At 71.1% G+C, this 13,653-nt stretch carries 11 protein-coding genes; 9 read left to right on the top strand and 2 right to left on the bottom strand.

The features are described from left to right. The first annotated feature begins 87 nt into the window (after positions 1-87). The 5 genes from ACFQ11_RS27750 to narI are packed head-to-tail and all read left to right on the top strand — an operon-like array spanning position 88 to position 8,218. A complete protein-coding gene (locus tag ACFQ11_RS27750; protein WP_378303871.1) occupies positions 88-1,281 on the top strand; it encodes an MFS transporter in 1,194 nt (397 codons plus the stop codon). Positions 1,282-1,312: 31 nt separating this feature from the next. Further along, positions 1,313-5,029: a nitrate reductase subunit alpha gene (locus ACFQ11_RS27745; RefSeq protein ID WP_378303841.1), complete on the top strand. Its 3,717-nt coding sequence runs from the start codon at positions 1,313-1,315 to the stop codon at positions 5,027-5,029. Between the two features lie 2 nt (positions 5,030-5,031). Beyond that, the gene (narH, locus tag ACFQ11_RS27740) at positions 5,032-6,768 is read left to right on the top strand and encodes a nitrate reductase subunit beta (RefSeq protein WP_378303838.1); all 1,737 of its coding nucleotides are present in this window, start codon (positions 5,032-5,034) and stop codon (positions 6,766-6,768) included. Next, positions 6,765-7,463 carry a nitrate reductase molybdenum cofactor assembly chaperone gene (gene narJ, locus ACFQ11_RS27735; RefSeq protein ID WP_378303836.1) on the top strand — a complete coding sequence of 233 codons (699 nt, stop codon included), beginning with the start codon at positions 6,765-6,767 and terminating at the stop codon, positions 7,461-7,463. The genes narH and narJ overlap by 4 nt, the downstream gene beginning before the upstream one ends. Then, positions 7,460-8,218 (top strand): respiratory nitrate reductase subunit gamma, encoded by a 759-nt coding sequence (narI, locus tag ACFQ11_RS27730; protein ID WP_378303834.1) that lies wholly within the window; start codon positions 7,460-7,462, stop codon positions 8,216-8,218. The genes narJ and narI overlap by 4 nt, the downstream gene beginning before the upstream one ends. Positions 8,219-8,224: 6 nt before the next feature. Here the strand turns inward: narI and ACFQ11_RS27725 are convergent, their stop codons facing one another. After that, positions 8,225-9,427 (bottom strand): globin domain-containing protein, encoded by a 1,203-nt coding sequence (locus tag ACFQ11_RS27725; protein WP_378303833.1) that lies wholly within the window; start codon positions 9,425-9,427, stop codon positions 8,225-8,227. After that, entirely contained in the window at positions 9,427-9,897 is a 471-nt protein-coding gene (locus tag ACFQ11_RS27720) for an RrF2 family transcriptional regulator (RefSeq protein WP_378303832.1), read from the bottom strand. The genes ACFQ11_RS27725 and ACFQ11_RS27720 overlap by 1 nt, the downstream gene beginning before the upstream one ends. 176 nt (positions 9,898-10,073) lie before the next feature. Here ACFQ11_RS27720 and ACFQ11_RS27715 point away from each other — a divergent pair, with 176 nt between their 5' ends. From ACFQ11_RS27715 to ACFQ11_RS27700, 4 genes are all read left to right on the top strand, one after another. Further along, positions 10,074-10,463 carry a hypothetical protein gene (locus tag ACFQ11_RS27715; RefSeq protein ID WP_378303830.1) on the top strand — a complete coding sequence of 130 codons (390 nt, stop codon included), beginning with the start codon at positions 10,074-10,076 and terminating at the stop codon, positions 10,461-10,463. A gap of 102 nt (positions 10,464-10,565) precedes the next feature. After that, on the top strand, positions 10,566-11,354 hold the full coding sequence (locus ACFQ11_RS27710; protein ID WP_378303827.1) for a DeoR/GlpR family DNA-binding transcription regulator: 789 nt from the start codon (positions 10,566-10,568) through the stop codon (positions 11,352-11,354). A gap of 271 nt (positions 11,355-11,625) precedes the next feature. After that, positions 11,626-12,702 carry a substrate-binding domain-containing protein gene (locus ACFQ11_RS27705; protein WP_378303825.1) on the top strand — a complete coding sequence of 359 codons (1,077 nt, stop codon included), beginning with the start codon at positions 11,626-11,628 and terminating at the stop codon, positions 12,700-12,702. Positions 12,703-12,730: 28 nt separating this feature from the next. Next, positions 12,731-13,588, top strand: coding sequence for an ATP-binding cassette domain-containing protein (locus ACFQ11_RS27700; protein WP_378303823.1), 858 nt, complete (start codon positions 12,731-12,733; stop codon positions 13,586-13,588). Positions 13,589-13,653 lie beyond the last annotated feature (65 nt).

Genomic DNA, 13,653 nt, shown 5'->3' with positions numbered 1-13,653 from the left:
GGCGGGTGGTTACTTCCAGCCGCGCCGGGAAGATCTTCCTCCGTTCCAGGGGCGGGGCGAACAGAGGGAGCGCGGAACGTGACCGGTATGCGGCGGGCCATGACGATGCTGGTCGTCGCGACGGTCGGGTTCGTCGTCAACTTCTGGGCGTGGTCGCTGCTGAGCCCGCTCGGCCCCCGGTTCCAGGACGTCCTGGACCTGTCGTCCTTCGAGCAGGCGCTGCTGGTGGCTGTCCCGGTGGTGGTGGGGTCGCTCGGCCGGATCCCCGTGGGCGCGCTCACCGACCGGTACGGCGGCCGGGTGATGTTCCCGCTGGTGTCGCTCGTGACGATCGCGCCGCTGCTGTACCTCGGGCTCGCCGGGCACTCATCGCTGGCGGCACTGCTGGTGGGCGGGTTCTTCCTGGGTGTGGGCGGGACGGCGTTCGCGGTGGGGGTCCCGTTCGTGAACGCGTGGTTCCCGCCGGAGCGCCGCGGCCTGGCGCTGGGCCTGTTCGGCGCGGGCATGGGCGGCACCGCGATCAGCGCGCTGACCACGGTCAAGGAGGTCGACGAGTTCGGGATCGAGTTCCCGTTCGTCCTCACCGCGATCCTGCTGGCGGTCTACGCCGTCGTGGCCTGGCTGGTGCTACGGGACGCCCCCGGACGCACCGTCCCCGACCAGCCGTTCGCCCGCCGGCTCGGCGAGACCGCCCGGATGGGCGTCACCTGGCAGGCGTCGGCGCTGTACGCGGTGACGTTCGGCGGGTACGTGGCGTTCTCGGTGTACCTGCCGACCTACCTCAAGACGCAGTACGGCCTGGAGCAGGGCGACGCGGCGAACCGGATGGCGGGCTTCGTGCTGCTCGCGGTGATCATGCGTCCGGTCGGCGGCTGGCTGTCGGACCGGTTCGGCGCCGTGCGGGTGCTCGCGATGGCCCTCGCCGTCGTGACCGTCGCCGCCGTCGTGCAGGCGTTCGCGCCGCCCCTGATCCCGCTCGGCACGATCGCGTTCCTGGTGATGGCGATGGCGCTCGGCGCGGGCAGCGGCGCGACGTTCGCGCTGGTGTCGCAACTCGCGCCCGCGAACAAGGTCGGGGCGGTCACCGGCGTGGTCGGCGCGGCGGGCGGCCTGGGCGGGTTCGTCCCGCCGCTGGTCATGGGCGGGCTCTACGGCGCCTTCGGGAACTACGCCGTCGGGCTGCTGCTCCTCGCGGCCGTCGCGGGCGCCTCGGCGATCTTCACCGTCACGTCGGTGCAACGTGCGGTGGCGCATCGTGGGACGCGGCCCGTCCAGACATAGCCGAACGCAGCCGACGGAGGGGAACGCAACGGTGAACGCGCGCAACGGCCGGTCCGGCCTGGACGGCCCCCTGGAAGACGCCCTCGTGCGGACCCGCCGGTTCTTCACCCGGGCGGAGGTGTCGCCCGATCTGCGGACGCTGACGCGGAAGGGGGGCCGGAGCGCGGATGCGTTCTATCGGGATCGGTGGTCGCACGACAAGGTGGTGCGGTCGACGCACGGGGTGAATTGCACGGGGTCGTGTTCGTGGAAGGTGTACGTCAAGGACGGGATCATCACGTGGGAGGCGCAGCAGACGGATTATCCGTCGGTGGGGGCGGATCGTCCGGAGTACGAGCCGCGGGGGTGTCCGCGGGGTGCGTCGTTTTCTTGGTACACGTATTCGCCGACGCGGGTGCGGTATCCGTACGTGCGGGGTGTGCTGCTGGAGTTGTTCCGGGAGGCGCGTGCGCGGACGGGTGATCCGGTGGCGGCGTGGCGGGAGATCGTGTCGGATCCGGTGCGGGCGCGGCGGTACAAGGGCGCGCGGGGTCGGGGTGGTCTGGTGCGGGCGTCGTGGGACGAGGCGGTGGAGATGATCGCCGCGGCGCATGTTCACACGATCGCGGAGTTCGGGCCGGATCGGGTGGCGGGTTTTTCGCCGATTCCGGCGATGTCGATGGTGTCGCATGCGGCGGGGTCGCGGTTCGTGTCGTTGATCGGCGGGACGATGCTGTCGTTTTACGACTGGTATGCGGATCTGCCGGTGGCGTCGCCGCAGGTGTTCGGGGATCAGACCGATGTTCCGGAGTCGGGTGACTGGTGGGACGCGGGTTATCTGGTGATGTGGGGTTCGAATCTGCCGGTGACGCGGACTCCGGACGCGCATTGGATGGCCGAGGCGCGGTATCGGGGGCAGAAGGTCGTGGCGGTGTCGCCGGATTACGCCGACAACGTCAAGTTCGCCGACGAGTGGCTGCCCGCGCAGCCGGGCACCGATGGGGCTTTGGCGATGGCCATGGGCCATGTGGTGTTGAAGGAGTTCTTCGTCGACCGGCAGGTCCCGTATTTCGTCGATTACGTCAAGAAGTACAGCGACCTGCCGTTCCTCGTCCGCCTCGACCGGGACGGTGACGGTCCCTGGCGTCCCGGGAAGTTCCTCACCGCCGCGGACCTGCCCGGCGCCGAGGCCGGGTCGGAGAACGCGGCGTTCAAGACCGTGATGATGGACGCCGCGACCGGACGGCCGTTCGTGCCGAACGGGTCGCTCGGCTTCCGGTTCGGCGACGCGGGCGAGGGCAGGTGGAACCTGGACCTCGGCGAGGCCGACCCGCTGCTGTCGGTCGCGGACGTTCCCGACGGCGGCATCGGCGGCGACGCCGTCGAGGTCGAGCTGCCCCGCTTCGACGTGCCCGACGGCTCGCCCGGCACGCTGCGGCGGGGGATCCCCGTGCGTTCGGTGGGCGGCCACCTGGTCACGACCGTCTATGACCTGATGTTGGCGCAGTACGGGGTGGGGCGTGCGGGTCTGCCGGGTTCGTGGCCGTCGGGGTACGACGATGTGTCGGAGCCGGGGACGCCGGGGTGGCAGGAGGAGATCACCGGGGTGCCGGCGCAGGCGGCGGCGCGGATCGGGCGGGAGTTCGCCGCCAACGCCGAGGAGACCCGCGGCCGTTCGATGATCATCATGGGTGCGGGGACGAACCACTGGTTCCATTCCGACACGATCTATCGGACGTTCTTGGCGTTGACGACGCTGACGGGTTGCCAGGGCGTCAACGGCGGCGGCTGGGCCCACTACGTCGGCCAGGAGAAATGCCGACCTGTGACCGGCTGGACGCAGTTGGCGATGGGCCTCGACTGGTCCCGTCCCGCTCGCCAGATGATCGGCACGGCGTGGTTCTACCTGCACACCGACCAGTTCCGCTACGACCCGTTCGGCGCCGATACCCTGTCCGCCACGACCGGTGCGGGGACGCTGGCGGGACGCTCGACGGCCGATGTGATCGCGCAGTCCGCGCGGCTGGGCTGGATGCCGTCCTACCCGACGTTCGACCGCAACCCACTGGACCTCGCCGACGAGGCCGAGGCCGCCGGACGGCCCGTGGCGGACCACGTCGTCGAGGAGTTGAAGGCCGGACGCCTCAAGTTCGCCTGCGACGACCCCGACGCCCCGGAGAACTTCCCCCGGATCCTGACGGTGTGGCGGTCGAACCTGCTGGGGTCGTCGGCGAAGGGCAACGAGTACTTCCTCAAGCACCTGCTCGGCGCCGAGTCGTCCCTCCGCGCCGACGAGGCCGGCCCGGACGCCCGGCCGAAGGAGGTGGTGTGGCGGGACGAGGCCCCGGCCGGGAAGCTCGACCTGCTGCTGTCCCTCGACTTCCGGATGACCAGTACGACCGTCTACTCCGACATCGTGCTCCCGGCCGCGACCTGGTACGAGAAGCACGACCTCAACACGACCGACATGCACCCGTTCGTGCACTCGTTCAATCCCGCGATCGCCCCGCCCTGGCAGACCCGCAGCGACTGGGCCGCCTTCCAGGCCATCGGCGCCGCATTCTCCACGCTCGCCGAACGGCATCTCGGCGTCCGGACGGACGTCGTCGCGGCGCCGCTGCTGCACGACACGCCCGACGAGATGGCGACGCCGCACGGCCGGGTCGCCGACTGGGCCAAGGGCGAGTGCGAGCCGATCCCCGGCGTCACCATGCCCAAACTCGTCACCGTCGAGCGCGACTACCCGGCCGTCGGGGCGAAGATGGGCGCGCTCGGCCCGCTCGTGGAACGCCTCGGCGCCACCACGAAGGGCGTCACGTTCCACCCCGACCGCGAGGTCGCCTACCTGCGCGACAAGAACGGCGCCGTGCGCGGTGGGCCGGCGGACGGTCGTCCGTCGTTGCGGCGGGACGTGCACGCCTGCGAGGCGATCCTGGCGTTGTCGGGCACGACGAACGGTCGTCTGGCGACCGAGGGGTTCCGGGCGCTGGAGCGGCGGACGGGGACGGGGCTGGCGGATTTGGCGGCCGAGCACGAGGGCACGCAGATCACGTTCGCCGACACCCAGGCGCGTCCGGTGCCGGTGATCACTTCGCCGGAGTGGTCGGGGTCGGAGAGCGGCGGCCGCCGCTATTCGCCCTTCACCGTCAACGTCGAGCGGCTCAAGCCCTGGCACACGCTGACGGGGCGGCAGCACTTCTACCTCGACCACGACTGGATGGCCGAACTCGGCGAGCAGTTGCCCGTCTTCCGTCCTCCGCTCAATATGCACGCGCTTTTCGGTGAGCCTCGGCCGGGTGAGACCGGTGAACTGGGGCTGGCCGTCCGGTATCTCACACCACATAACAAGTGGTCGATTCATTCGGAGTACCAGGACAACCTGTTCATGCTGTCGCTGTCGCGCGGGGGCCCGACGATATGGATGAGCGGGGTGGACGCCGCCAAGATCGGTGTCCGTGACAACGACTGGATCGAGGCCGTCAATCGCAACGGTGTGGTCGTGGCCCGCGCGGTGGTTTCCCACCGGATGCCCGAAGGCACCGTGTACATGTACCACGCCCAAGACCGGCTCATCGACGTTCCGATCGCCGAGACGTCCGGTCGCCGCGGCGGCATCCACAATTCCCTGACCCGTCTGCTGATCAAGCCGAGCCACCTCATCGGTGGGTATGCGCAGTTGTCGTTCGCGTTCAACTATCTCGGCCCGACCGGCAATCAGCGTGACGAGGTGACGGTGATCCGGCGCCGTTCGCAGGAGGTGACGTACTAGTCATGCGTGTGATGGCGCAGATGTCGATGGTGATGAACCTCGACAAGTGCATCGGGTGCCACACCTGCTCGGTCACCTGCAAGCAGGCCTGGACCAACCGCAGCGGTGTCGAATACGTGTGGTTCAACAACGTCGAGACCCGCCCCGGGCAGGGCTACCCCCGCCGCTACGAAGACCAAGAGAAATGGCGCGGCGGCTGGACCCTCAACAAACGCGGACGGCTCACGCTGAAGGCGGGCGGGCGGCTGCGGAAGCTGGTGACGATCTTTTCGAACCCGAAGCTGCCGGGGATCGACGATTACTACGAGCCGTGGACCTACGACTACGAGACCCTCACCAACGCGCCGCTGCAAGAGAATTCGCCGGTCGCGCGGCCGAAGTCGCTGCTGTCCGGTAAGGACATGAAGGTGTCGTGGTCGGCGAACTGGGACGACGATTTGGGCGGCTCGCTCGAGCACGGTGACCGCGATGTCGTCCTCGCTCAGATCTCCGACAAGGTGAAGATGGAGTTCGACAAGACCTTCATGTTCTACCTGCCCCGGATCTGCGAGCACTGCCTCAACCCCAGCTGCGCCGCCTCCTGCCCCTCCGGCGCCATCTACAAACGCACCGAAGACGGCATCGTCCTGGTCGACCAGGACCGCTGCCGCGGCTGGCGCATGTGCGTCTCCGGCTGCCCCTACAAGAAGGTCTACTTCAACCACCGCACCGGCAAAGCCGAAAAGTGCACCTTCTGCTTCCCCCGCACCGAAGTCGGCATCCCCACCGTCTGCTCCGAAACCTGCGTCGGACGCCTGCGCTACATCGGCCTGGTCCTCTACGACGCCGACCGGGTCCTGGAAGCAGCCTCGACACCCGACGACACCGGCCTGTACGAAGCGCAACGCAACGTCTTCCTCGACCCCAACGACCCGCAGGTCATCCGCGCGGCCGAACGCGACGGGATCCCCGCCGACTGGATCGAAGCAGCCCAACGGTCCCCGGTGTACGCGTTGATCAGCACCTACCGGGTGGCGTTGCCGCTGCATCCGGAGTACCGGACCATGCCGATGGTCTGGTACATCCCGCCGCTGTCACCGGTCGTGGACGTCGTCCGCGACACCGGCCACGACGCCGAGAACGCCACGAACCTGTTCGGCGCCATCGACGCCCTGCGCATCCCCGTCGAATACCTCGCCGAACTGTTCACCGCCGGCGACACCGCACCCGTCGACGCCGTCCTGCACCGCCTGGCCGCCATGCGCGCCTACATGCGCGACATCAACCTCGGCCGCGACCCCGACCCCACCATCCCCCACAGCGTCGGCATGACCGGCGAAACCATGTACGACATGTACCGGCTGCTGGCCCTCGCCAAATACGACGAGCGGTACGTCATCCCGCCCGCACACGCCGAACAAGCCCACAACCTCGAAGAACTCGCCACCGAATGCGCCCTGGACTACGAAGGCGGACCCGGAATGGGCGGTGCGGGGCTCGGCGGCGGCTCGGGCCCGTTCGGGGAGGCGTCCGGCGGGGCAGCTCCGATCGCGGTTGAGAATTTCCACATGCTGCGGCAGCGCCAGACCGCCGACAGTCCGGTCGATCCGGCCGACAAGCGCAAGCGCGTCAACCTCCTCAACTGGGACGGCAAGGGCGCTCCCGCCGGGCTCTTCCCGCCCCGCGAGGGCGGTCAGGGCCCGGGGGACGGGAATCCGCCCGCCGACTCCGGCGCCGCCGAGACGGAGCCGAAACCGTGAGGCGCCCGGGGTTCGGACGGCCGGGGACGCCCGGGTGGCGCGACACCCAGCTCGTCACGGTCTGGCAGGCGGCGTCGCTGCTGCTCGGCTATCCGGACGAGGAACTGCTCGCCCGGCGCCCGCTGCTGCGCCGCGCCGCCGCGAGCGTGCCCGCCGCCGCCGGGGCGCGCCTCGGCGCGGTCCTCGACCACCTGGACGCGACGCCGCTGCGCGACCTGCAGGCCGACTACGTCGCCACGTTCGACCACCGCAGGCGCTGCTGCCTCTACCTGACGTACTACGTGCACGGGGACACCCGGAAGCGGGGCATGGCCCTGCTGCGGTTCAAGCACGCCTACCGGGCGGCCGGTCTGGAACTCGACGACGGGGAACTGCCGGACCATCTCGCGGTCGTGCTGGAGTTCGCCGCCACCGGCGACCTCGCCCAGGGACGACGCCTCCTCCTCGAACACCGCGCCGGCCTCGAACTCCTCCGCCTCGCCCTCACCGAGACGGAATCGCCCTGGACGGGCGTGCTCGACGCGGTGTCGGCGACGCTGCCGCCGCTCACCGGCCGCGACCGCGACGCGGTCGCGCGGCTCGTCGCCCAGGGCCCGCCCGAGGAGGAGGTCGGCCTCGCGCCCTACGGGACGGACGCCCCGGCCAGCGGGCCCGTCCTGCTACCGGATCCCGTGGTTCCCGGAGGAGCCCCATGAACAGTCTCGCCGCGCACGACGCCGAACCGGGCGTGGACGCCGTCCTGCTGTGGGTCGCCCTGCCGTACGTCGCCCTGGCGATCTTCATCCTGGGGCACGTGTGGCGGTACCGCTACGACAAGTTCGGCTGGACGACCCGCTCGTCGCAGCTCTACGAGAGCGGGCTGCTGCGCATCGGCAGCCCGCTGTTCCACTTCGGCGTCCTGGTCGTGCTGGTGGGCCACATCGGCGGGCTGCTCATTCCGGAGAGCTGGACGGACGCCGCCGGGGTGAGCGAGACGGCGTACCACGTGATCGCGGTGGTGCTCGGCACCATCGCCGGGGTGTGCACGCTCGCGGGCCTGGCGATCCTCGTCTACCGCCGCCGGACGGTCGGACCCGTCTTCTCCGTGACGACCCGCAACGACAAGCTGATGTACGCGGTGCTGACCAGCACGATCCTGCTGGGGCTGGCGGCGACGGTCGTCGCGAACATCGTCGAGGGCGGCTACAACTACCGCACGACCGTCTCGCCGTGGTTCCGGTCGATCTTCTACTTCCAGCCCGACCCGGACCTGATGACGGGCGTGCCGATCCTGTTCCAGCTCCACGCGCTCAGCGCGCTCCTGCTGTTCTCGATCTGGCCCTTCACCCGCCTGGTGCACATGCTCACCGCCCCCGTCGGCTACCTCACCCGCCCCTACATCGTCTACCGCAGCCGGGACGAGCAACTGGGGGCGCTCCCACCCCGCCGGGGATGGGAGCGCGTGGGCTGATCCGGCTCAGCGGATCCAGAGGTCGGGGCCGAACACCTCGTAGTGGACGCGCTCGTCCGAGACGCCCGCGTCCAGCAGGCCGCGCCGCGTCTCCCGCAGGAACGGCAGCGGCCCGCACATGAAGACCCGGGCCTTCGGCGGCAGGTCGAGCGCGGCGACGTCGAGCAGCCCGTGCCGGACGTCCTCGCCGCCGGCGGCGTCGCCGGGCTCCTCGTACCAGGTGACCTGCCGGAACCCGGGGATCCGGCGGCCCGCGTCCGCGATCTGCGCGCGCAGCGCGTGCGCGTCGGGGGAGCGGTCGGCGTGGACGGCCAGGACGGGCCGGCCGGTGCCCGCGTCCGCGAGCCGGTCGATCATCGCGGCGGCGGGGGTGATGCCGATGCCCGCGCTGATCAGGACGAGCGGGTCCTCCTCGTCCGGCAGGACGACGTCGCCGAACGGCGCCGACACCTCCAGTTCGGTCCCGGGCGCCGCGTGCTCGAACAGGTACGTCGACACGGCGCCGTCGGGGGCGCCGTCCGTCCCGCGCACCCGGCGGAGCGTGATCTGCGCGGTGCCGTCGGCGGTCGCGCGGGAGAGCGTGTACTGGCGCGGCTGCCGCAGCCCGTCCGGCAGGGTGACGGCGACGCTCACGTACTGGCCGGGCCGGTGCGCGGGCACGGGGCCGCCGTCGGCGGGCGCCAGCACGAGCGAGATCACGTCCCGCGCCTCGTCCCGGCGCTCCACGACCCGCCACGTCCGGTACGGCGCCGCCGGGTCGCACGCCGCCTCCTGGTAGAGCCGCGCCTCCTCGGCGATCAGCAGCGTCGCGAACAGCCAGTACACCTCCGACCAGGCCGCGTGCACCTCCGGGGTGACCGCGTCGCCGAGCACCTCGGCCACCGCCTCGAGCAGGTGGCGCCCGACGATCGTGTACTGCTCCGGCCGGATGCCGAGCGAGGCGTGCTTGTGCGCGATCCGCGACATGATCTGCTGGAAGGGGACGCCGGAGTCGGGCGTCACCAGGTGCTCCGCGAACGCGGCCACCGAGCCCGCGAGCGCCTGCCGCTGCTCGCCGTTGGCCTGGTTGCCCTGGTTGAACAGGTTCCGCAGCTCCGGGTGCGCGGCGAACATCGCGTCGTAGAACGTGCCGGTGATCTCGACACCGTGGGCGGCGACCGCGGGCAGCGTGGCCCGGACCGTCTCGGCGTGGTCGGACGACAGCATCATCAGCCTTCCTCTGGGGGCGTTCCCGCCGCGTCCGGGACGGACGGGGCGGGCGGCGCCAGGGACAACAGGAGCGGTTCGGCGGGGTCGGTCACCAGATCGCGCAGGCGGACGCCGTCCAGCGATGCCAGGAACGCCTCCTGCGCCGCCCGCAGCGCGCCGCGCAGCCGGCAGCCCCCGCGCAGCGGGCACGGCGGGCTGTCGCAGTCGACGACCTCGCCGGGGCCCTCCAGGGCCCGGACGATCGCGCCGACCGTCGCCTCGCGGGCGCCGGGCGCGAGCACGACGCCGCCGCCGCGCCCCCGGGCCGTCTCGACGAACCCGTGCCGCCGCAGCCGCTGCACGATCTTCGCCATGTGCTGCGGCGGCACGCTCAGCCGGTCGGCCAGCTCGGCGGCGGACCGGCGGTCGGTCCCCGCGCCGAGCGACATCAGGACGCGCAGGCCCAGGTCGGTCGACTGAGTCAGGTGCATGGTCACGAGCCTAGAGTCAAATAGGAATTGAAAAGTCCGATTTATCCTGTGCGTCGCGCCACACCCGGCCCCGGACGGGGCGCAGCGCGCGTGGGCGGTAGCGTTCCGGGAGAAAGATCGTCCAGGTCAACGGCCGCGTGGCACCCGGCGCGGCCGCCTCGCCCCGGGAGGCCCCTGTGCTCAGCGTCACGCTCGCCGACGTCCGGCTGTTCCTGCACGTGCTCGCCGCGACCGTGTGGGTCGGCGGGCAGATCGTGCTCGGCGCGCTCGTCCCCGCGCTGCGCGGCTTCGACGGCGTCACCAAGGTCGCCGCGCGCCGCTTCAACCTGATCGCGTGGCCCGCGTTCGGCGTCCTCGTCCTCACCGGGATCTGGAACATGACGTCCGGCGAGATGAGCGACGAGGCCCAGATGACCCTGAACGTCAAGATGGCGTTCGTCCTGCTGTCGGGCGTCGCGGCGTTCCTGCACGCGCGGGCGACGTCCAAGGCGGGGCTCGCGGCGTGGGGCGCCCTGGGTGCGGTGGGCGCGCTCGTCGCGCTGTTCTTCGGCGTCCAGCTGGGCTGACGCCGCTCGACGGGTCTTGAGTAGTTAACACTCCTGGTGTTAACTACTCCCCTGTCATCCGAGGCTGCGGAGCACCTCCCGGCGTCCGGACGGAGGAGCGGCATGAGCGAACGCACCCGGCGGGGCCCCTCCCTGCGCCAGGACGCCATCGCCGAGACCGTGCTCGCGCAGGGCTCGGCCACGGCCGCCGAGTTCGCCGAGCGGTTCGGGGTCAGCCTGATGACGATCCACCGCGACCTCGACGAACTCGAGCGGCAGGGGATCGTCCGCAAGTTCCGCGGCGGCGTCACCGCCCAGCGCTCCGGCGTCTTCGAGAGCAGCGTCGGGTACCGGGGGCGGGCGCAGCGCGACGAGAAGGAGGCCATCGCCGACCGGGCGATGGACCTCGTCGAGCCCGGCATGGCGATCATGCTGGACGACTCCACGACGGCCCTCGCGGTCGCGCGGCGGCTCAAGGACGCCGGCCCGCTGACGGTCGTCACGAACTTCCTGGACGGGCTGAACCTGCTGGCGCCCGTGCAGGGCGTCAGGCTCATCGCGCTCGGCGGCGACTACGACCCCCTGCACAACTCGTTCATGGGCGTCTCGTGCGTCGAGGCGATCGAGGCGCTGCAGGTGGACCTGTGCTTCGTGTCCACCTCGGCGATCTCCAACGGCAACGCCTGCCACCAGGAGCAGCACGTGGTGGTGGTGAAGCGCGCGATGCTGCGCAGCGCCGCCCGCAACGTGCTCCTGGTGGACCACACGAAGCTGGGGCGGACCGCGCTGCACCGGGTCGCGCCGCTCGGCGACTTCGAGCGGGTCGTCGTCGACGACGGCGCGTCCGCGGAGGCGCTCGACGAGCTCGACCGGCACAACGTGCGCTACGAGGTGGCGGCGCGCCGCCGGTGACCGCCGCGCCCGGCGGTGCGGGGGCCGCCCTTCCGCGGGCGCGTCCCGACGCTGTTCTTCGCACGACCGGTATGGACCTGTGACCTGCGGCTTCGCCGCCGGCCGCCGTCGAATTCACGTTTTTGAGTGTTAATTAACATACGAGTATTGACACTTCTAACGTTGTTGGTGTTACGTTCTCCTCGCGGCGGCCCGATCGTTCCGGCCGGACGGCCACCGCACCCGGCTCAGTCGCCCTTCATCACGGGCGTGGCACCGAGGAGAACCCCCAGTGAAGACCAACCCCCTCAGGACGGCCGCCGCGATCGGCGCGGCGCTGGCCGTGCTCGCCCCCGCCGCCGGCTGCGCGTCGCAGAGCTCCGGATCCTCCGGCGGCGGCGGTGACGCCGCGAAGATCGCGTTCCTCATGCCGGACCTCGCCTCGACCCGCTACGAGCTGTACGACGCGCCGCTGTTCAAGGCGAAGATGAAGGAGCTGTGCGGCGGCTGCTCCGTGCTCTACCAGAACGCCGACTCCGACGCGGCGAAGCAGCAGCAGCAGGCCACCTCCGCGCTCGCCCAGGGCGTCTCGGTGATCGTCATCGACCCGGTCGACTCGGCCGCCGCCGCGTCGATCGTCCGGATGGCGCAGTCCCGCGACGTCGAGGTGATCGCCTACGACCGCCCGATCCCCAAGGCGAAGTCCGACTACTACGTCTCGTTCGACAACGAGAAGATCGGCGCGATGATCGGCAAGTCGCTCGTCGACCACCTCAAGGCCGAGGACGCCGAGGGCGGGATCCTCCAGGTGAACGGCTCGCCGACCGACGCCGCCGCGGGCCTCATCAAGAAGGGCGTCCACGGCTCGGTCGACGGCGGCGGGTTCGAGCTGCTCGCCGAGTACGACACGCCCGGCTGGCAGCCCAGCAAGGCCCAGGAGTGGGTCAGCGGGCAGATCAGCAAGTTCCGGGGGAAGATCGCGGGCGTCGTCGCCGCCAACGACGGGACGGCCGGCGGCACCATCGCCGCGTTCAAGGCCGCGGGCGAGGACGTGCCCCCGGTGACCGGCAACGACGCCGAACTCGCCGCCGCGCAGCGCATCATCAAGGGCGACCAGTACAACACCATCTCCAAGCCGATCAAGACGGTGGCCGAGGCCGCCGCGGTCGCCGCCCACCAGTTCGTCCGGGGCGAGACCCCCAAGGGCAACACCACCCTCTTCGACACCCCCTCCGAGCTGTTCACCCCGACCGTCGTCACCCGGGAGAACATCAAGGAGGTCCTGTTCGGCCCGGGCGGGCCGCTGAAGGCCGCCGAGGCGTGCACCGCCGAGTACAAGGCCGAGTGCGCCGAACTCGGCATCCAGTAGGCCGGCCGCTCCCGTTCGAAGGTTCGCCATGTCACCATCGCCCACCCCCACCCGCGCGGCCGCCGCCGGCGCGGCGGGCCCCCTGCTGTCGCTGCGCGGGATCAGCAAGTCGTTCGGCGCGGTCGCCGCTCTCACCGACGTCTCCCTGGACGTCTCCGCCGGCGAGGTCGTCGCCCTGGTCGGCGACAACGGCGCCGGGAAGTCCACGCTCGTGAAGGTCCTGTCCGGGGTGCACCGCCCGGACGCGGGCACCATCACGTTCGAGTCGCGGGAGGTGACCGTCCCCACCCCCGCCGCCGCGCAGCAGCTCGGCATCGCCACCGTCTTCCAGGACCTGGCGCTGTGCGAGAACCTCAACGTCATCGAGAACCTGTTCCTCGGCCGCGAGCTGCGCGCGCTCCGCCTCGACGACGTCCGGATGGAGGTCCGGGCCCGGGAACTGCTGGCGCAGCTCTCCGCGAAGATCCCGGCGGTGGAGGTGCCGGTCGCCGCGCTGTCGGGCGGCCAGCGGCAGACCGTCGCGATCGCCCGCTCGCTGCTCGGCGACCCGAAGATCATCATCCTGGACGAGCCGACCGCCGCGCTCGGCGTCGCGCAGACCGCCGAGGTGCTGAACCTCATCGAACGGCTCCGCGAGCGCGGCCACGGCGTCATCATGATCAGCCACAACATGGCCGACGTGCAGGCCGTCGCCGACACCGTCGCGGTGCTGCGCCTCGGCCGCAACAACGGCGTGTTCGACGCCCGGACCGCGTCCGGCGAGGAGCTCGTCGCCGCGATCACCGGCGCCGGCGACAACGTGGTGGCGCGCCGCACCGCCGCCCGCGCCGCGTCCCGCGCCGCCGCCGCGGCCGGGACGGGAGACGAGGGGACCGACGATGAGTGACACCACCACCCGCAGCGCCGCCCCGGCGGCGACCGCGAGGACGGCCGCACCGGCCGGGACGCCCG

Origin of the sequence: Actinomadura sediminis (assembly GCF_042675525.1) — a bacterium.
GTDB classification, from domain to species: Bacteria; Actinomycetota; Actinomycetes; order Streptosporangiales; family Streptosporangiaceae; genus Spirillospora; species Spirillospora sediminis.
Note: the sequence above shows the minus strand (reverse complement) of the source record. Positions and strands in the feature narration are given on the sequence as shown.